We start from the raw sequence: 20,417 nt of genomic DNA on the forward strand, positions 1-20,417 counted from the left end.
CAGCACCAAAAGAAAGGGGGCACATGTGCCCCCCTTTCTTTTGGTATGCACCTATCAGTTACACACAGCCCCACTGATCACCGGAGTTTCTGTACTGCCGGAGTAAGTGCCCTGGAAACCAAATTCGACAGTTTGCCCCGGCTGAATCGCCGCATTCCACCCCAAGTTAGTGGCGCTGTAGGGATTGTTGCCGCTGACAGTGGCATTCCAGCTATTGCTAATGCGGGTATTCCCACTGTAAGTCCAACTGACATTCCACCCGTTAATTACATTGCTGCCACGATTGGTGATGCGGATCGCGCCGGTAAAACCGGAGCCCCAGTTGTTGGTAATCGCATAGCTGCAAGCGCCGCCACTGGCTAAGGATGAGCTGGATGCGGCGCTGCTCGCCACTGAACTGAAAGAAGATGACAGACTGGAGGGCGCCACAGACGAGCGAGAGCTGCTTGATGTGCTGCTGGCTATACCACCATTGGGGTTAGTGCCCACAAAATAAATATCTGGCGCTGCCGGCGTGGCCATACCATCACCCAGGAAAAAGCTCGGGTGCGGGGGTTGGTTGTAAGCCACGTTTTGCCAGGCGATAGCCGTGCGGTACTGGGTATCGTGCATTAACGTGCGTAGCTTGTGGCTGGTCACTGCCGTGGTGGTGAAAATCAACAATTGACTGTTGTTCTCATGGCGCCAGATCACTTCTTCACGCCAGTCGCCAAACAAGTCAGCCGATAGCCCCGGCGTTGCCTTGGTACCGTTGTTGGAGGCAGCACCGTAGTTGTAGGCCGTGAGCAGGCGCGAGCTGGTGTTATTGCTGTAGTTCCACTTATCAATCATGGTGTTGTTCAACTGCTCGCGCAGCAGGTCAGCATCCCACCAAACGCCAAAATTGATACTCGCCGGTTTGCTGCTGGTGATCTGCTGCCCGGTAGCGGAATAAAGGCCGCCAGTGGAAGCCCAACTTTCGTTGCCGGGATAACGTGGATCGACATCCATAGTCACTCCGCGACCGATATCACCACCACCCTGTACACTCCAGACAATAGCCCCAGTGCGCGCATCGTGCATTTCAATGCCATGCTGACCATAGCTGGCCGGGGACTCATGCACCATAAACACTTCCAGCCCCGGCCGGTTAGGGTTGAAATCCCCTAGGTGCAAGGCATCGCCATGCCCAAGGCCAGTGGAATAGAGCAAGGTGCCGTTATCGTTGATGGTGGCAGCGCCATAGACAATTTCATCGCGGCCATCCTGATCTACATCGCCAATGGTCAATGAGTGGGCGCCCTGACCTGCCGCGGCGCTGTTGCCGCTGTTATTACTATCAAAGGTCCAGCGCCTGCTGAGACTGCCATTGCGCCAATCCCAGGCAACCACCACTGCACGGGTGTAATAGCCACGGGCCATGATCAGGCTGGGGCGCTGACCATCAAGATAAGCAACACCAGCAAGGAAGCGATCCACCCGGTTGCCATAGTTATCACCCCAACTGCTGACGGTACCGCGCGCCGGCACATAGTCAGTACTTGCCATGGCAACTCCGGTCTGACCGTTGAAGATGGTCAGGTATTCCGCCCCCGAAAGCACATAGCCACTGGCGTTGCGGTAATCCGTATTGGCATTGCTGCCACCCAACACATTACCCGCCGCATCACGCGTACCGGGAGCCGTTTTCATCGCCACCTCGGCCTTCCCGTCGCCGTCCAGGTCGTAGACGATAAATTGCGTGTAGTGGGCACCAGCGCGGATATTGCGCCCAAGGTCAATGCGCCACAGTTGGCTACCGTTGAGGCGATAGGCATCGACATACACATTGCCGGTATAACCGCTCTGGGAATTATCCTTGGCGTTGGACGGCTCCCACTTCACGATAATCTCATACTGGCCGTCGCCATCCAGATCGCCGACACTCAGGTCATTGGGTGAGTATGTATAGGCTTCGCCAGCGGGCGTAGTTCCACCTGCCGGACGATTGAGGTTAACCAGCCAGTAGGGGTTACTCCAAGTGGCTTTTGCCGCGTTGGCCGCCAGCTCTACCCCATTTACCACCGGGCGAACGCTATAGGCCGCGCTGGTAGTGCCACTGGCATCGAAGTAATTGGTGGAATTGCTGATCGGGCTGGCGGTAATACGGGTGTTATTGCGATACACATGGAAACCGATATTGGCCGGATCATCGCCCAGCATACGCCAGCCGATATAAATCCCCGTGCCTGACGGCAGGGCGACGACCCCGCGATCCAGATACTCCGCCTGACGTGCGGCAAATACCGGTGATGCCAGCAATAGGCTACAACCCAGTATCAGGACTTGTCGGCATAAGCGATGAAATGGAGGAAGGGTTTTCAGGCGCCAGAACAGCGGTAGTAATGATTCTTTTCCTTGCGATATTGTCTTCATGGCAGTGATCTCGTTATTGGGTTTATTCGAGGATGCTCGCTTTACTGCACAAAAAAAGCGCAATACAGGGTATATAAGTCAGATTTATCTGCAAGGACGAAGGAGGGTGTTCTGCGGGAGACTACGCAAGGAAAATGATGGGGGTTTCACTATTTGCAAAAATCTTTTTCTGGGCTGTCGCTTCAAATTTCATGATTCATCTGAGCGATAATTTTTATGTAGCCTCCTGGATAACGCAGTCTTTAATCTTAAAACGTCTATTGCAGGATAGGATCGATTAAACCGTGAGAAATACCTATGTGCCAATAAACGTATTAATCGTCAATCGTCCCTTGCGTGGATTAGCATCAAATAAAAAATCGGGCGCGATATTGCCAGAGTGCAAGCTTGTGCAACGATAAATAATCATGCGATTAAAAACAGCCTCGTAAGAGGCTATTTGCTCAAACAAATGATTACTGCCATTCATATACGCTTGCCGATAAGGCGCACTATTGATGCCATCTGTTAATTTTTCTGTGTAAGTAGCTGAGCGGTTGTGGTCGACATACTCAAATCCGGTATCTCTGTGACGATAAAACGACGTACCACCATGCTCGCGACCACACAAATAATGCACAGCAGCCAATTCAGTGGTAATCAATGAGTCATAATGCGGCAAACATTGCATCAGGCTTAATTGATCAGGCGGTGTTATTACCATGGAGTAATCAGAAAAAACTCTCCTCACCATCGAATCATTGATTGAAAAGGTGGTGTAGATTATATCCTTTAGATTGTGATAAATCGTTTGCAGGTATACCTCTGGTGCAGGAGAGCGCACGCCGGGATAAAAAGCATCGGCACGCTTAAATTGCGCATGGGCCGCGCAAAACTCAACTGCAACCAACGGTTCACTTAAGAAGTTATCGATAACCAATACTGGCTGCCGCTCATCACCAACCCAATCAACCCTATATATAAAATCAGGATGTAACTGCATACTAAACGCTCGTTAATAAATTTTTATTGCTTTGCAATGCTCAGCAATAAACTCTGCATGAGTGGGCATGTAATCGACGGATTTTTCAATCACACCTCTAATCCCCTCCAGACGCTTGGCAATTTCATCGTTAGACATTCGATCAACCAAGGGGTGATAAGCGTGCGGATGTATACCTTGACCGTGCATCACTTCAAACCAACTTAACTCGTTAAACATTTCAGTGTTATTGCGATAAATGCGGCCATTCTTTTTGAATTGCTCGATTTTTTGCGTTAAGTCTTCGGGGATGCTCATGGTTCGGCAGTAATTCCAAAAATCGGAATCATTTCGCTCAGTGGCGTGATAGTGCAAAATTAAAAAGTCGCGAATTTTTTCAACTTCAAAACTCGCCTGACGATTAAATTCGTCAATATCCTCTTGATCGAAGGACTTGTTAGGGAAGAAACTCATAAGACGGGCAATGGTTGATTGCACCAGATGCAGACTCGTGGATTCCAGCGGTTCCATGAAGCCACTCGCCAAACCTATCGCCACACAATTTTTGTTCCACACTTTTTTGCGCTTGCCAGTGACGAATTTGAGCAGGCGCGGCTCAGCCAAGGGTTTTCCATCGAGATTATTTAATAGTATGGAACAGGCTTCATCCTCGCTCATAAACCTGCTGGAAAAAACGTGTCCATTCCCGACGCGGTGTTGCAGAGGAATTCGCCACTGCCATCCCGCCGAATGCGCCGTAGAACGAGTGTATGGCGTTGGCTCTCCCACACTTTCGCAGGGAACCGCCCAAGCGCGGTCACAGGGCAACCAGTGGGCCCAATCCTCATATCCCGTATTTAATGCCTGCTCGATTAACAAGCCGCGAAAGCCGGAGCAGTCGATAAAAAAATCTGCTTCAACTCGTTCGCCCGACGCTAATTGCACTGATTCAATAAACCCGTCACTCGCACGTAAAATCGTATCTACAATCTTACCTTCTGTACGTAGAACACCGCGCGCCTCGGAATATTCACGCAAAAAACGCGCATACAATCCCGCATCAAAATGAAACGCATAAGCGATATTGGATAAGGGTGAATTACCCGCATCGATTGGTCGCATAAATTTTCCGCGATCAGATGCAAGACCACCGATGGTATAATTGTCCAACTCTTCAGCCTTACCCTGGGCCCGCATTTTCAGCCAGTAGTGATAGAACTGAACTCCCTCCATGTCCTTGCCCACTTCACCAAATGCATGAATGTATTTGTGTCCAATTTTTTTCCAGTTAACAAATTGAATCCCCAGTTTGAATGTACCTTGGGTTTTGCGGACAAATTCATTTTCATCCAAATCCAGCAATTTATTAAATAACTGAATTTGCGGAATAGTCGCTTCGCCAACACCAACAGTCCCGATATCTTCGGACTCAATGAGTCGTATTTGGCAGTAGTCAGGTTTAATTAATTTGGACAGCGCTGCCGCTGTCATCCAACCCGCAGTTCCACCACCCACAATGGCGATGCGCCTTATATTATTATCGTGCATTGTAGACCCCCAATTTCGTTACCAACTTAACCAAAAAAATTTACATGCTGATCGCAATATAAAAACGATGATGCATGAATTTTCCACGTTGGATTAGTTTCAGTTATCGTTATTTTTAACCTGACCATTATGCGGGACCAAAAAAAAGGCACAACCCCATTGTGGTTGCGCCTTCTTTAGCCTTAGCCCCGGAGGATTTAGAACACAGCTTTCACTGTCAGAGCTACACGGCGGTCATTGACGAACCAGGAACGGCCCGTCTGACGACCTTCTCCGTCCAGCATCATCAAGGTTTCAGTCTGGGTATTCGCCAGGTTGGTACCTTGCAAGCCGATGGAGATTTCATCAGTCAACTTATAGGTGATAGCACCATCCAGGAAGCCCGAGGCACTATTCCAGATCGGCTGACCACTGATCACATCACGTGTAGTGAGAAGATACTCGGAGCGCCAGTTGTAGGCCAAGCGTGCCGACCAGTCGTTCTTCTCGTACATGAACACCAGGTTAGCAGTGTGCTCTGATTGACCACGTAGAGGCAGCCCTTCCAACGCGGCAGGATCAAAAGGCTCCAAGCCGGGCTGGGGCGTTGTGTCTACATCAGGCTCCGCTTCAGTGGCAGTTTCGCTAGAAGAGAAGTTTGGAATACCTTCTGAGTCAACAAAGGTGTAGTTCGCCTGAATACCAAAACCGTCGAATGGCTCTGGGAGCATATCGAAGAATTGTTGGTAAGCCAGTTCGATACCCTGCAACTTGCCTTCCTTCCCATTACGCGTGGTGGTGAAGTCGACAGTCTGGGTGATACCGGTGTCAGGATTGGTGAAGGTTCTCGGCAGCGCGCCTTCAATAAAGAAGTTCTTCAGATCTTTATGGAAAATAGTCGCCGTGAAAGAACCAACAGGGGCGAAATACCACTCCAAAGAGGCGTCCCACTGGGTAGACTCCATAGGTTTCAACGCAGGATTACCACCATTGCCGGTCCATACCGCTGGACTTACCGACACTATGTCTACACCAGAGTCGACCGGACCAGGCAATGCCGGAGCATTCGGATCTGGAACCACCCGCGTCACATTCAAGTCGCGCGCGCCAAGAACTGCCTGGTTGCGAACTTCTGACATATCAGGAAGAGCGATCGCCTTGGATACTGCAAAGCGTCCAATCAGATCATCCGTCAGCTCCACCTTCAAGTTGAAACTTGGCAACACACCATCCCACTCAGAGCTCGACTCTAACTCACCCTCATCGTAGTCATTACCAAACGCCTTTTCATCTGGCGTTAACCAGTTGTTAGCATCGCGAGAGTAAGAGACTAGATTATTAACTTGCTTCAACCATGCATCTTCCGATTCAAACAGGCCCGGATCGAAAGGCCCAACTTGATCCTCAGCCCACTTACGGATAGCCCCACTGTCAGTCAAGTCAGTAGGCGCGCCAGCAGGAATGGCTTGGCCAATCATATCTGGGAATTGAACCGAACCTATGGCATCGCGATTCAACCTGACGTAACGCAAGCCGACATTACCGTTGAAGCGGAAGGCACCTTCATCCGAGCCGAAATCGAAACGAACGTATGCAGCCTCGTTAGTCTCAGTGGTGTCATAGACTTCGGCCGGAACGAAGTAGGTTCCCGGAATAACATCAGGGCGAGTTTGGTAGGGTTCCCAAATACCCTCACCATTGGGGTTGTTCTGAGGTAATTGACGACCCGCAATCACATCCTTCAAGAGACTCTCAGTGGGGAAGATAAAACCATCGCCAGGAATCGATACAACGCCACCGCGGTGGAAGTCAGACCAATCAATATACTGGAACTCGTTATAAATGCTCTCATCCAACTCGGACAACCACAGAGCACCCTCGCCGCCGCCTGGCGCCCATTCTGCACCGAGGCTGCCCCAGTTATAGGAAGTATTACGCACCACCTGGTTACGTTCGGCGTAGCGAACCCCAGCCTTGACCCCGGTCAAGAGTCCGCCATTCTCAATGAGATGGGTCACATCGAAACGTCCAGCACGGGATTCACCCTCTGAACGCTCATAGTGATCCATGGCAGAGCGCAGCCAGTAGGAATCGCGATCCTGGAAGTAGTTGGAATCGCCCGCCGGGTCATTAGAGAACCCAGGGAAGTCGGTCGCATACCACTCAGGGTTGGCATCACGGCGCCCATCCCAAGGTTCTACGATCGTTAGGCTGGGTGTACTGCCGCGCAAATCCAGGATTTGCAATGCATGGATCCCAAGTGCGACCTGCAAGTCATCATCCGATGTGGTTGCGTCGACAAACTGCAAGTCACCTTCAAACTCCCACGCATCGTTTGGTGTCCATTTCACATTAAAGCTAAGGTCTTCAACGATGGTGCGCGTATCTTTGAAGCGGGTATCGGTCTGATACTTCTGTCCGAAATAGTCATTGGTAGTGACATAACCGTCAGGAGCCGTGTCACCCAACCCCCATGCTGAGTCCCAAGCAGTCGGCACACGGCCTTCACCACCACGCCAGCCACCACCATCAGTGATGTAACCCGCTTCAAAAATACTGTCACCGTTGAAGGCGAACTCGGTACCGGGATAAGGGCGCGCACGGCGGTTCTCGCTGACTACACCTTCGTCATTCTCCTCACCGTAGCCACCTTGATACTTAACGGCATTTTCTTTCCAGCTCAAGCGGGCATCTGAGCGCAAGAACTCAGCGGTAGCTTGTAAGGTGTCATCCGGGCTGGCCCACTGCAACGAAGCACCAAACCCACGGCGGATACGCTCATCTTCTTTGGTGAAGAAGTTGGAGCCGTTGGTCATCCACACCTGGCCATCACTCATAGCCGCGCTAGCTGGAGCCCCCAAGGTATCGGCCCGATACTTCACAAAAGCATCACTCTGGATACCATGTGAGGTACCAACCAGCTCGGAATATGAGGCGTTAATGAGGAAGCCGAACTCACCGGCAGTTTCAGTATCCCAGCGATTACTGTAGAGACCTGAGACAGTCGGGGAGCTCTCTTCAGCCATATCACCGTAAGAGACATCACCGGTAAAGGCGATCATCTGGCCATCCCGATCAAAGGGTTTGCGGGTTCTCAAACTGACGGTACCACCAATACCACCCTCAATCATGTCGGCGGATTGGTTTTTATACAGGTCTACACCGCCCATCAATTCTGGTGGCACGTCCTGAAAGTTCAGGCCACGACCAGAGTTGGCAGTAAAAGAGTCACGACCGTTAAATTCGCTTCGGGTCGCGCTCATACCACGGATAACGGCACCACTACCCTCCACACCAAAGTGGTCAGGATCATCAGGTGCCTGAAAACGCTCAATAGACACGCCAGGCATCCGCTGCATAGCTTCCAATACACTGCGGTCCGGTAGGGAGCCAATATCTTCTGCAGAAATCGCATCCACAAAGGTATTCGCATTACGCTTGATGTCTTGGGCGTTCTCAAGATTTTGGCGTACGCCACTAACTACGACTTCCTCTACTGACTGATCTTGTTCAGACGTATTCTGCGCAAAAGAGGGAGAGCTTATTGCCATGACGCACATGGCGAGTATCGATTTCTTGAAGGTGATAGTTTTCTTGGCGTTGTCTGGATAGACCATAGCGCTTTACCCCGTTGTTATTATGTGACGTTGTTATTATCTACACAGCATCGATTGGCGATGCTTCGCATATGTAATGCCTTGCATCGCCGCTCAACGCTCACTATTTGTTTTTGTTACGACCTTGCACGGATTACTCGACGGTAAACCTGCGAAGCAGAATCGGATCTGCGGATGCCTCCCGGGTGGTCAAGCCCGCGCCTTGAAGCTTAATACCTACGCGCAGAGCAGACGGCTCGGTGGGAACATCCTCCATAACACGCTCGAACCGGTACCAACCGTTACCCAGGTCTTCCCCGTCGCTTAGAGCAATGTTGCTGCCCCAGTTACCGGTGTAACTACCACCGTTCTGCTGGATGTAAATCTGTACCGCCATACCCGGGTTCGCAGTGAAGTAGTAATCGCTGAGGTACAGCTCCACACCCACGGTTGCCCCCTCCAAGTCTGGCAATTCACCGTCAGCAGCCAGATACATGATGGTGCGTTCGTTGCTGTCAGTTGCCTGCCAATTTGGAGCAATACTCAAAGCACCACTTTCGCTGTCATACGATAAAGTAGGAGCGCCCGCCAACCCCTGCCAGTTGTCATTACCCCAAGCACCCGAATCAACCGACGCTTGGGAAGGGATAATTGCGAAAGGTCCGGTATCGCTCGAAGACACGATATTGATCTGCATACTATTGATAGTCAGGCGACCTGCTGGTTGGTTTTTAACCTGCAGTCCCACCCGGATGTTCTGACCTTCTTCTGCCACGAACGCATCATTGTCTGTAGCACAATTAATTGATTGGGGAACGCCAGGTGTCAGGGAACCATTACCCACATAACAGCCAAATTCACCGGTATAACTGCCGAAATTCAACTGGATTATTGGCTGAACATCCGCTCCCGAGTCTTTGAACGCTTGATCCACAGTAAAGGTCATATCAAAGCTACGACCAACCAAATCAACTGGACCTTCAAGTAGATAAACCAGTTTTTGATCTCCAGCGGTAGGCTCGAAGTAAACACCAGTATCATCGCGCTGTACTGTAACCGCAGGGGTAGCATCCATTACGGTCCAGGCTGGATCATCCTTATCGACGATTAGCGGACCGGTACCAGACGCTGGCGTCAGAGTGACGTTGTCTAACCATAATTGTCCGCCAACCTCTGGCGCCTTACCGTTAGCCACCAAGCGCACACCAATCTCATTAATGTTGCGCAGGGTGAAGCCATCGTCATGCCAGGCGAAGGTGCCGTAATCGATTGCCTCAACATCACCCACCATGACGGTTTCGCCAGTGCCAGCTGCCATTTCCCACATTTCAAGGCGGTTCCAACCCGCCTTGGGTCGGATGCCCAGGCTGACGCCCTTGAGACCTTGTGCATTACCCAGTACAAGATGAATTCTCATCTTGCCGTCAGTGGCATATGCAGCAGGGACAAAGACCCAGATTCGGGCTGCAGAAGTCTCCATGTCGCTGATTTCGCCCACGGATCCAACAATGTCCAGTTGATCGGCATCGCTAGCCCACTGCGGATTCGCCACCAGCACTTGCTCACCAGCATTCCAGCTTAGAGCGGCAGTGGCACTGCAGGCATCTACGCAACGGCTGGCCCAATCATAAGTGTCAGCTTCTTCGTTAAACGAGATGAAGGAAAAAATTCGCGGCTCACCTGGCTCAGGCTCAGGCTCGCCACCATCTCCACCGCCATCTCCTCCACCATCAACAGGCGGTGGCGCTTGTTTCGGCCCCAAATCATTACTCCCGCCACCACAGGCAGAGAGCACGAAGATTGTGCAGAACACGATGAGTAGTTTTTGAAACATATTGAGACCCTCTATTATTCTAGTCTTGGATTTAATTATTCTAAGCGCAAGCTGACTGAATCCGGCTGGCTTTCCACTGTCTTTATTTATTGTCGCCCCTTAACAATCTGCCGATTTTGAAGCCGTAATGCACATTGCCAATGCGGATTTTTTGAATCGCACTTTTTACTGATACGTGGTCTTTTGACTTTTATGGAAAATCATAGCTAATCCCTTTTTTTTAAATTTATATAATGGTTTTTTTGAGACTTTTATAGCTTTGGAACGACAACAAGAACGCACTATTTGGCAATCAATCGCGATTAAACCTATGAGTTATTTTGCATACCTGTAGACAACTATGCCAAAGCCGTCACATCGTATGTCGACGCTGATTATGATGTCAATCGGACTATAAGTAACTTTTGACGACACCGGTGCGAGAAAAAGAAAAACTCTTCCGATTACTATTAAAGAAGTGGTCAGTCACGCAGCTAAATTTTTATATAAGAAAATAATGTTTATAAACAAAATTTTCGCTTTTATTTATACCGCTCTTATGAACAATGAAGGTGGGCCTTAATGTGCTAATAACGGGGAATTCCACAAACAAAAAATCCGATATAGCAAAAGCTGATATCGGATTTTTTGTTACCCAAAGGGAAGTGTGTTTAGGAAAACAACATCACACCTGAAAAGGGTGACGCAAAACAATAGTTTCAATACGGTCAGGGCCGGTGGAAATAATGTCGATTGGCGCTTTAATCAAAACTTCCAGACGACTGATATAGGCGCGCGCATTGGCAGGTAACTGCTCGAGAGTTTGCGCACCCACGGTCGACTCACTCCAGCCGGGCATTTCTTCATAAATAGGCTGCAATCCCGCCCAACCCTCAGCATCGTAAGGCATACCGACAATCGGGTTACCCTTGGCATCCTGATAGCCGATACAGATTTTCACGGTTTCCAAGCCATCCAACACATCGAGCTTGGTCAGGCAAATACCGGTCACACTGTTAATGCGATTGGCATGGCGTACCGCAACGGCGTCAAACCAGCCACAGCGACGCTTACGCCCAGTGGTAGCACCAAATTCGTGGCCTTTTTTACCCAAGTATTCGCCCACTTCACAGCCCAACTCCGTCGGGAAGGGGCCGGAGCCGACACGGGTGGTATAAGCTTTGGTAATGCCGAGCACATAATCAAGATACAAAGGACCAAAACCTGAACCGGTGGCAGTGCCGCCAGCCGTGGTATTGGAGGAGGTTACAAAAGGATAGGTACCGTGATCGATATCCAACAGCGACCCCTGCGCACCTTCAAACAGAATACTTTGGCCATCTTCGCGCGCAGCGTGCAGCAATTCAGTCACATCAGCCATCATTGGCATCAATTGCGCTGCCCAGGCTTTACAGTCAGCCAGCACTTTATCGAAATCAACAGCATCCACTTTGTAGTATTGCGTCAGGGCAAAGTTGTGGTACTCAAGAATCGCTTTGAGCTTGATGGCAAAACTATCCATATCCACCAAGTCGCCCAAACGCAAACCGCGACGTGCAACCTTGTCTTCATAAGCAGGGCCAATGCCGCGACCGGTGGTGCCAATTTTGGCATCGCCACGGGCAAGCTCACGCGCCTGATCCAGCGCCACATGGTATTGCAGGATCAAGGGGCAAGCGGGTGACAAACGCAAACGGCTACGTACAGGTACACCTGTCGCTTCCAATTCGGTAATTTCTTTTAGCAGGGCTTCAGGCGACAACACTACGCCATTGCCGATCAAGCAGGTTACGCCGTCGCGCAAAATGCCGGAGGGGATCAGGTGCAACACGGTTTTTTTACCGTCAATCACCAGTGTATGACCCGCATTGTGACCACCTTGAAAGCGTGTCACCAGGGAGACCTGATCGGTCAACAAATCCACGATCTTGCCCTTGCCTTCATCACCCCACTGGGTGCCCAATACCACGACGTTCTTGCCCATGACTGGTTTAACTCTCTGTGCTAGATAAAAAGAAAACTGACCGATTAGCGCGCTACCACCTGGTAGCTGCCATTCTGTAACAGCAGTTGACGATCACAACCCAGCTCCGCCAGATCGGCCTCGCCATTTACCGCCACAACTCGCTCACCTTGCTGGCGCAATGCTTGTACGGCTTGCCACTGTGCGGGATCGGTACTTTCAACCACCGCAATGGCGGCCACCTGCCCTTTGTGCAACAAACCTAATTTACTGATGGCGGTGATATCCACCGCAAAACCGGTTGCTGGACGCGCGCGTCCAAAGACTTCACCAATATGATCGTAACGACCACCGCTGGCGATGGGATTGCCATAACCAGGTGCAAACGCCGCAAACACCAGACCAGTCAAATAGTGATAACCACGCAATTCGCCCAAGTCGAAATACAATTCGGCATTGGGGTAGCGTCGCTCAATTACCTGTGCCACCTGATCAAGCTGATCGACCGCCACTTGTGCCGCCGGTAAAGAGGCAAACAATTCACGCGCACTGCGCAATACTGTTTTACCGCCGGCAAGGCCAGGCAGCGCCAGAAACCAGGCGGCAGTCGCCGAATCACTGATATTGGCATCAACCCAAGCGCGAATTTCCGTGGTGGCTTTGCGCTGCAACAATTCAAAGAAGGCATCTTCCTGCACTTTGCTCAGGCCGGCAGCAGCAGCAATAGCGCGATAAATCCCCACGTGCCCAAGGTCGATATGCTGGCGCGGCAACCCGGCCAGAGCCAAGGACTCCAACAGTAGCGACACCACTTCAATATCCGCCGCAATAGTTGGCTCGCCATAAAACTCAAGACCCGCCTGGATAGGTGTGCGGGTAGCCAGTGGATTCTTCGGGCGGGTATGCACTACATGACCGGCATAACACAAGCGATTGGCGCCCGTGCGTTTAAAACTGTGGGCATCCATACGTGCGGTTTGCGGGGTAATATCAGCACGAATACCCAAGGTGCGACCACTTAGCTGATCAGTGACCTTAAAGGTCAGCAGGTCAACATCGCGGCCCAATCCAATTAATAAGGAATCGGTGTATTCCAGCAACGGTGGAATCACCATGTCGTAGCCCCACGTGCTGTATAAATCCAGCAAACGGCGGCGCAAACTATCTATAGCTTTGGCTTCGGCGGGCAGGATTTCTTCCACTCCGTCCGGTAACAGCCAGCGATCAGCGTAGGTCATAAGCGACTCTGGTAGAGAAACAAAACCGGATAAGTCCGGTACGCACGCATAAAAAAACCGAGCGATCGGCTCGGTTGCGGCATTTTAACACTGTTTGGTGAGGGATTTGTAGGTCAATTACAATTAGATCATCCCACCCCAAAAAGAATCGCCCGCAGTGCGGGCGATTTCAACTTACTTCTTGCCTTGCGGGTCTTTCAGGTAGCGGAAGAAATCGCTTTTGGGGTCAACCACCATCAGGTCATCTTTGCTATTAAAACTCTGGCGATAGGCATTGAGGCTGCGTACAAAGCTATAGAACTCGGGATCTTTGTTATAGGCTTCCGCAAAAATCGCCGCCGCCGTTGCATCGCCTTCACCGCGAATACGCTCAGCATCACGGTACGCATTGGCTTCCAGCACTGACACTTGCTTATCCGCATCAGCACCGATCACTTCAGCTTGCTCTTTACCTTGCGAACGGTATTCGCGCGCTTCTTTTTCACGATCCGCCGCCATACGGGCAAATACTGACTGGCTTGCCTCTGCCGGGAAGTCGATGCGCTTCACGCGAATGTCTTTCACTTCAATACCCAACAGCTTCACCGCATCCAGATTAATACTGGCAGTGATTTCACTCATCAACTCATCGCGCTTGCCTGATACCACATCATGCAGGGTACGGCGACCAAACTGGTTACGCAGACCATCCGCAACACGCTGCGCCAAACGGTTTTCCGCCGTCAGCTCATCGCCTCCTGTCGCCTTGTAGTAAACCTCAACATCTTTCACTTGCCACTTGATGTAGGAGTCCACCATCAAACGCTTGTTCTCAACGGTAAAGAAGCTTTCGGTAGCCATGTCTGCGGTCAACAAACGACCGTCAAACTTGCGCACTTTTTCCGCGAAGGGTAGCTTGAAATGCAGGCCCGGCGGTACATCGGCTTTCACCAAACGACCAAATTGCAATACCACGGCACGCTGGTATTCGGTAACTACATAAGCAGAATTGGCAAAAATAATCAGGCCAACCAGCAATACAACGATGGAAAAGAGACCTTTACTAGACATTAGCGCATCTCCCGACGAACAAGGGGCGTGGTCGGTTCAACGGGCTGTACCGTCCGACTATTAAAATTTTCTGTTTGCACTTTTGGCTCAGCAGCTGGCTGGCGGTTACCCATGCGATCCAGCGGCAAATACAACATATTATTGCCGCCTGCCACATCCACCATCACTTTGGAGGAGCGAGTCATCACACTTTCCATAGTCTCCAAATAAAGACGCTGGCGAGTCACTTCCGGTGCGCGCTTGTACTCGGTCAACAAGCTTTCAAAACGATCCGATTCACCTTCAGCACGTGCAACTACTTCCGCCTTGTAGGCTTCCGCTTCTTCGATCATCCGCTGGGCGCGACCACGCGCTTCGGGAATGATGCCATTGGCATAGGCCTGAGCCTGATTCTTGAAACGCGCTTCGTCTTCTTTCGCACGGATCACATCATCAAATGCCGAACGCACTTCTTCTGGCGGACGGGCATCCTGGATATTTACAGTGTTCACCTGAATCCCGGCGCCATAAGCATCGAGGTAAGATTGCAAACGCTGTTTGACTTCCACTGCAATCGCCTGACGACCTTCTGACAGCACCTGATTCAATTCGCTGGAGCCGATCACGTGGCGCACCGCCGAGTCGGTCGCATGGCGCAAACTGGTTTCAGGATCGCGCACATTAAGTACAAATGCTCTCACATCAGAGACGTTGTACTGCACTGAAATCGGCAACTCTACGATGCTTTCATCTTCTGTCAGCATCAACCCGCGCGAGGGGTACTGGCGCTCACCGGTGACATTCACCTTGATGACATCAGTAATAAGAGGAGCATTCCAATTCAGACCTTCGGTTTTAATTTCCGAGAAGGCGCCAAATTTAAGAACAACTGCGCGCTCTTTGGCATCGACCTGATAGACACCGGAGCCGATGTAAATAAGCAAGGCAACTACAGCAAAAATACCAAACAGCGGCTTCATATTGGCATTACCGGTAGAGCGACCACCGGAGCCTCCGCCACCAAACATACCATTGAGCTTGTCCTGCAATTTTTTAAATGCCTCATCCAGATCGGGCGGGCCGTCATTGCTATTTTTATTGCCGCGACCACTCCAAGGGTCTTTGTCTTTTCCCGGTTCGTTCCAGGCCATAATGTTTCTCCACATAGAAAGTAAAACGGTTTGGGACTTAACGCACTACTCCTGAGCGACCGGATTATCCGGCAGTATTCCCGACTCATCCCACAACAGACTCTCAAAGGCGACAGCTTCAGCACTGAGAATCCGCAATAAATCATCTTTCGGCACCCGCACTTGCAACAGACTGGCACCATCATCACGGTAATTTTCACTCACCACGGCCTGCTGCGCATAAAGCATTGCACGCAAACGGCCTTGATTTGGCGCTACCACCAGGCAGCCATGAATGACCTCTTTGCCCAACACTTCGGAGATGGCTTGGCTTAGCAGCTCACAGCCTTCCCCCGTCTGCGCCGAGAGCCAAACCGCAACAGGCTTACCGGCTTCATCACGATCAATATGTGGCCCGGTGTCCGCCAACAGATCAACTTTGTTATAGACACGCAGCTGCGGTAAATCTGCCGCGCCTATCTCCTCCAGCACCAATTCGACTTGCTCAATATTACGCAAGCGCTCTTCGGCCGCTGAATCTATCACATGCAAGAGTAAAGTTGAGTTACTTGCCTCTTCAAGTGTCGCTTTAAATGCTTCGACCAGTCGATGAGGCAGGTGGCTGATGAATCCTACCGTATCTGCCAGCACCACGGCGCCGATATCAGATAATTCGATCCGGCGCATGGTTGGATCAAGGGTGGCAAACAATTTATTTTCGGCGTAAACATCGGCGCCGGTAATACGATTGAACAATGTGGATTTCCCGGCGTTGGTGTAACCCACTAATGACACCGTGGGTATCGCCGCGCGCTGGCGTGAACGACGCCCCTGCTCGCGCTGCGAACGCACTTTTTCCAGGCGCTGTTCAATTTGTACGATGCGATTGCGCAGTAAGCGGCGGTCCGTTTCCAACTGGGTTTCACCAGGGCCACGTAAACCGATACCGCCCTTTTGGCGCTCAAGGTGCGTCCAGCCACGAATCAATCGCGTGGCACTGTGGCGCAGTTGCGCCAGCTCAACCTGCAACTTACCTTCAAAGGTGCGTGCACGCTGGGCAAAGATATCCAGAATTAAACCGGTGCGATCAAGAACCCGACACTGTAGCTCGCGCTCCAGGTTGCGTTCCTGACTCGGTGTTAAGGTGTGATTAAAGATAACCAGTTCGGCGCCATTGTCGGCAACCAACTGTTGCAGCTCCTGCAATTTGCCGGTGCTGATCAGAAATTTGGCGGTGGGAACAACTCGCGATCCGGTTAAAAAAGCCACAGGGTCACCCCCGGCAGATAAAACCAACTCTTCGAATTCACGCGGGTCTTCGGCGTCTTGGCCGTGAGACAAATTCAGGTGAACCAGCACTGCCAGTTCACCTGATTCGGGACGATCAAAAAACAATTAGCGACCTCGAGTCAGTATCAATGTTTTGATAAATTACTCGGCTTGCTCGTCTTCTTCGCCTTCAATGCCACCCGCTTCGTTCAGCAGCGGAACACGGACAGCACGAGATGGTACAACAGTGGAGATGGCGTGTTTGTAAACCATTTGGCTTACGGTATTTTTCAACAGCACCACAAACTGATCAAATGACTCAACCTGGCCTTGAAGCTTAATGCCATTTACTAAATAAATGGACACTGGCACACGTTCTTTGCGCAGAACGTTCAGGTAAGGGTCTTGTAAACTATGCCCTTTTGACATGTTTATTCTCCTCGGGACAATAAAAAAAGAAAGACTGGAAAATTACCCACCCATTACACCTAAAAATTACGGTTATCTCCTGATACATCTAATAAGGAGAGAGTGGAAGAAAGCATGAAAATCTGTCTAGGGTTCTCACTAGGGCATTATATGGCTGCGCGACCTATAAAATTCAAGGCGCAATGCACAATTTCTTCCTTCGTGAGTGAAATTCCCTGATCCGTCTCCGTGCATATCCAGTGTAGTTCACTATTTGGGCTTGTCGACCAACCGCGCAACCAAGTGAATTGTCGCTTGGCTAATTGCCGTGTGGCGATAATTCCACGCTCGCGCATTTCGTTGTAATCAATTTGCCCTGCAAGATAATCCCACACCTGGCGATAACCCACCGCGCGAATCGCCGGTAAGTCGGACTGCAAATCGCCGCGCGCATAAAGTGCACGCACTTCATCCACCAATCCACTGACCAACATTTTTTCGAATCGTTCAGCAATACGGTGATGCAAGGTCGCGCGATCACGCGGCGCGATAGCAAGCTGGCAAACCTCGAAGCGCTCACAAAATGCATTGGTATCAGGCTGCGCATGTTGTATTTGACGCAACTGCGCCATGGTTTTACCACTCACGCGATACACTTCCAACGCACGACTGAGCCGCTGGGAATGATTGGGATGAATCCCGGCGGCCGTTTCCGGGTCCACTTGTGCGAGCTGTGCATGAATATGCGGCCAGCCATACTCAGCGGCCTCGCGTTCAATTTGCACGCGCACATTTGCATCGGCGGCGGGCATTTCTGCCAAGCCATCCAGCAATGCACGGAAATAGAGCATGGTGCCGCCAACCAGCAGGGGGACGCGCCCCTGCGCATGAATCGCTTGAATTTCGCGCTCGGCATCGGCGACAAAATCAGCAACGGAATAGGGCTCCGCCGGGTCGCGAATATCAATCAGGCGATGTGGTGTTTCGGCCAATTCAGCAGCCGTTGGTTTGGCCGAACCTATATCCATACCGCGATACACCAACGCAGAATCCACACTGATTAATTCTACCGGCAACAGTTTGCTCAGGCTTATAGCGAGGTCAGTTTTGCCCGAGGCGGTTGGCCCCATCAAAAAAATAACCAGCGGTTTGCGCGCAGAGTTTGTCATTGGGGTTATTGGCCACGCATAAATAATTTGTCGAGGTCATCAAGCGATTGCAGCAGCCAGGTAGGGCGGCCGTGATTGCATTGACCGCTGCGCTCTGTCGCTTCCATATCGCGCAGCAAGGCGTTCATTTCCGGGATGGTAAGTTTGCGATTGGCGCGCACCGATCCGTGACAGGCCATGGTGCCAAGAATTTCGTTGATATGATGCTGAATGCGCTCGCTACTGCCGTGCTCAATCAAATCAGACAACACATCGCGCACCAGTTGTTCTACTTTGGCGCGATTTAAAATCACGGGCAGCTGGCGAATCAACAAGGTCTCGGGGCCAGCACGTTGCAATTCAAAGCCGAGGCTAGTGAAAATATCGCTAAAGCTTTCCGCAAAGTCCGCTTCCTTTTCACTTACCGCAATAGATTCGGGCACCAGTAGCGGCTGGGTTTGAATGCCACCACAGTGAAAGGATTCTTTCATCCGCTCGTAGGTCACACGCTCGTGGGCAGCGTGCATATCCACCACAATTAACCCCTGCGCATTTTCCGCCAGAATATAAATACCTTTGAGCTGCGCAATGGCATAACCCAAAGGTGGAATATCCTCACTGGGCGACTCTGGCATGCTGTAACTGACGGGACTAGCAGGGCGGTGCAATTCACCGTACACATTCATCTGCTCGCGCACAGCACCGGGAGCTGGCGATGACGATTGATAAGCCGATGCATAGTGCTGTCCGCCACTGCCACCGGCGGGCGTCGCGCGAAAGCCCATGGTCTCCTGCCCCTTGAATTCACCCGCGGCGATACCTTGCACAGGCGCCGCCGTGGCGAGTGCAAAGGGGTTGATGCCCGGCGCAGTATCCTCACCTTCGCCCAACTCACGGCGTGTGAGGGTATCTTCCGGGCGCACTTTTGCCAGTGCGTGATGCAGGCTTGAATAAATAAAATCGTGCACGTTGCGATTATCGCGGAAACGCACTTCGTGCTTGGTGGGATGCACATTCACATCCACAGTGGAAGGGTCCAACTCCAGATACAACACAAACGCGGGATGGCGGCCGTGATAGAGCACATCCTGATACGCCTGGCGTACGGCGTGGCTGACCAGTTTGTCGCGAATCGCGCGGCCATTCACATAAAAGTGCTGCAAGTCGGCCTGACTGCGCGAAAAAGTCGGCAGCGCTACCCATCCCCAGAGGCGGAAGCCGTTGCGCTCAATATCCAGGTGCACCGCATTTTCCATAAAGGCCGGGCCGCACACTTGGGCGACGCGGCGCTCCTGTTCGAGCTGCGAATCGCCTGCGCGCCAGGCGTAAATAGCGCGACCGTTGTGTCGCAAATTGAAGGCGACATCAAAGCGCGATAAGGCCAGGCGTTTTACGACATCTTCCAGATGGGTGTATTCAGTTTTATCGGTGCGCAAAAATTTGCGCCGCGCGGGCGTGTTGAAAAATAAATCGCGCACTTCAACAGTGGTGCCGCGAGGATGGGGCGCGGGCGATAGCTGCGTCTCCATATCCCGCCCTTCTGCCACCACTTGCCAACCGGCACTGTCGTCACGGGTGCTACTGATGAGCGCCAGACGCGCCACGGAACTGATACTCGCCAACGCCTCACCGCGAAAGCCCAGTGTCGCTACGGCTTCCAGATCATCCAATTCGTAAATTTTGCTGGTGGCGTGACGGCTGAGTGCTAGCGGCAAGTCATCCTTATCAATACCGCCGCCGTTGTCGCGCACGCGCATCAGTTTGATACCACCCTCTTCAATATCAATTTCCAAGCGCGTAGCGCCTGCATCGAGCGAGTTTTCAAGCAGCTCTTTAATCACCGAGGATGGACGTTCAACAACCTCGCCAGCAGCAATCTGGTTGGCGAGGCGCGGGCTGAGCAATTTAATTTTTCGCATGGGAAACCAATCGCGGCGATGA

General features: G+C 51.4%; 13 protein-coding genes. All 13 read right to left on the minus strand.

Translation table 11 applies throughout. The annotated features are described in order from the left end of the window. Positions 1 to 54: 54 nt before the first annotated feature. Positions 55 to 2,394, minus strand: coding sequence for a cellulose binding domain-containing protein (locus tag B0D95_RS11385; protein ID WP_078043995.1), 2,340 nt, complete (start codon positions 2,392 to 2,394; stop codon positions 55 to 57). Positions 2,395 to 2,689: 295 nt separating this feature from the next. After that, complete coding sequence (locus B0D95_RS11390) at positions 2,690 to 3,376, minus strand: DUF6445 family protein (protein ID WP_078043997.1); 687 nt, start codon at positions 3,374 to 3,376, stop codon at positions 2,690 to 2,692. A 12-nt stretch (positions 3,377 to 3,388) separates the two neighbouring features. Continuing rightward, complete coding sequence (locus B0D95_RS11395; protein ID WP_078043998.1) at positions 3,389 to 4,903, minus strand: tryptophan halogenase family protein; 1,515 nt, start codon at positions 4,901 to 4,903, stop codon at positions 3,389 to 3,391. Between the two features lie 197 nt (positions 4,904 to 5,100). Next, the gene (locus B0D95_RS11400; protein ID WP_371451807.1) at positions 5,101 to 8,499 is read right to left on the minus strand and encodes a TonB-dependent receptor; all 3,399 of its coding nucleotides are present in this window, start codon (positions 8,497 to 8,499) and stop codon (positions 5,101 to 5,103) included. A gap of 133 nt (positions 8,500 to 8,632) precedes the next feature. Beyond that, positions 8,633 to 10,273: a family 15 carbohydrate-binding domain-containing protein gene (locus tag B0D95_RS11405; RefSeq protein ID WP_168172441.1), complete on the minus strand. Its 1,641-nt coding sequence runs from the start codon at positions 10,271 to 10,273 to the stop codon at positions 8,633 to 8,635. Positions 10,274 to 10,976: 703 nt separating this feature from the next. After that, positions 10,977 to 12,275 carry an adenylosuccinate synthase gene (locus B0D95_RS11410; RefSeq protein ID WP_078044001.1) on the minus strand — a complete coding sequence of 433 codons (1,299 nt, stop codon included), beginning with the start codon at positions 12,273 to 12,275 and terminating at the stop codon, positions 10,977 to 10,979. A gap of 44 nt (positions 12,276 to 12,319) precedes the next feature. Then, a complete protein-coding gene (locus B0D95_RS11415) occupies positions 12,320 to 13,492 on the minus strand; it encodes an ATP phosphoribosyltransferase regulatory subunit (RefSeq protein WP_078044002.1) in 1,173 nt (390 codons plus the stop codon). Between the two features lie 174 nt (positions 13,493 to 13,666). Continuing rightward, positions 13,667 to 14,542, minus strand: a complete 876-nt coding sequence (hflC, locus tag B0D95_RS11420; RefSeq protein WP_078044003.1) for a protease modulator HflC — start codon at positions 14,540 to 14,542, stop codon at positions 13,667 to 13,669. Beyond that, positions 14,542 to 15,672, minus strand: a complete 1,131-nt coding sequence (hflK, locus tag B0D95_RS11425) for an FtsH protease activity modulator HflK (protein ID WP_078044004.1) — start codon at positions 15,670 to 15,672, stop codon at positions 14,542 to 14,544. The genes hflC and hflK overlap by 1 nt, the downstream gene beginning before the upstream one ends. Positions 15,673 to 15,717: 45 nt before the next feature. After that, the gene (gene hflX / locus B0D95_RS11430; protein ID WP_078044005.1) at positions 15,718 to 17,046 is read right to left on the minus strand and encodes a ribosome rescue GTPase HflX; all 1,329 of its coding nucleotides are present in this window, start codon (positions 17,044 to 17,046) and stop codon (positions 15,718 to 15,720) included. Positions 17,047 to 17,082: 36 nt separating this feature from the next. Then, entirely contained in the window at positions 17,083 to 17,349 is a 267-nt protein-coding gene (gene hfq / locus B0D95_RS11435) for an RNA chaperone Hfq (RefSeq protein ID WP_039912679.1), read from the minus strand. 146 nt (positions 17,350 to 17,495) lie between these two features. After that, entirely contained in the window at positions 17,496 to 18,497 is a 1,002-nt protein-coding gene (gene miaA / locus B0D95_RS11440) for a tRNA (adenosine(37)-N6)-dimethylallyltransferase MiaA (protein WP_078044006.1), read from the minus strand. A gap of 5 nt (positions 18,498 to 18,502) precedes the next feature. Next, positions 18,503 to 20,395, minus strand: coding sequence for a DNA mismatch repair endonuclease MutL (gene mutL, locus B0D95_RS11445; RefSeq protein ID WP_078044007.1), 1,893 nt, complete (start codon positions 20,393 to 20,395; stop codon positions 18,503 to 18,505). Between the last annotated feature and the right edge of the window lie 22 nt (positions 20,396 to 20,417).

Origin of the sequence: Cellvibrio sp. PSBB023 (assembly GCF_002007605.1) — a bacterium.
Classification (GTDB): domain Bacteria; phylum Pseudomonadota; class Gammaproteobacteria; order Pseudomonadales; family Cellvibrionaceae; genus Cellvibrio.

Coding starts and splice junctions, on each gene's coding strand:
- hflC (WP_078044003.1), bottom strand. CDS start 14,542: ATGTCTAGTAAAGGTCTCTTTTCCATCGTTGTATTGCTGGTTGGCCTG.
- miaA (WP_078044006.1), bottom strand. CDS start 18,497: ATGACAAACTCTGCGCGCAAACCGCTGGTTATTTTTTTGATGGGGCCA.
- B0D95_RS11385 (WP_078043995.1), bottom strand. CDS start 2,394: ATGAAGACAATATCGCAAGGAAAAGAATCATTACTACCGCTGTTCTGG.
- B0D95_RS11395 (WP_078043998.1), bottom strand. CDS start 4,903: ATGCACGATAATAATATAAGGCGCATCGCCATTGTGGGTGGTGGAACT.
- hflK (WP_078044004.1), bottom strand. CDS start 15,672: ATGGCCTGGAACGAACCGGGAAAAGACAAAGACCCTTGGAGTGGTCGC.
- B0D95_RS11415 (WP_078044002.1), bottom strand. CDS start 13,492: ATGACCTACGCTGATCGCTGGCTGTTACCGGACGGAGTGGAAGAAATC.
- mutL (WP_078044007.1), bottom strand. CDS start 20,395: ATGCGAAAAATTAAATTGCTCAGCCCGCGCCTCGCCAACCAGATTGCT.
- B0D95_RS11390 (WP_078043997.1), bottom strand. CDS start 3,376: ATGCAGTTACATCCTGATTTTATATATAGGGTTGATTGGGTTGGTGAT.
- B0D95_RS11400 (WP_371451807.1), bottom strand. CDS start 8,499: ATGGTCTATCCAGACAACGCCAAGAAAACTATCACCTTCAAGAAATCG.
- B0D95_RS11410 (WP_078044001.1), bottom strand. CDS start 12,275: ATGGGCAAGAACGTCGTGGTATTGGGCACCCAGTGGGGTGATGAAGGC.
- hfq (WP_039912679.1), bottom strand. CDS start 17,349: ATGTCAAAAGGGCATAGTTTACAAGACCCTTACCTGAACGTTCTGCGC.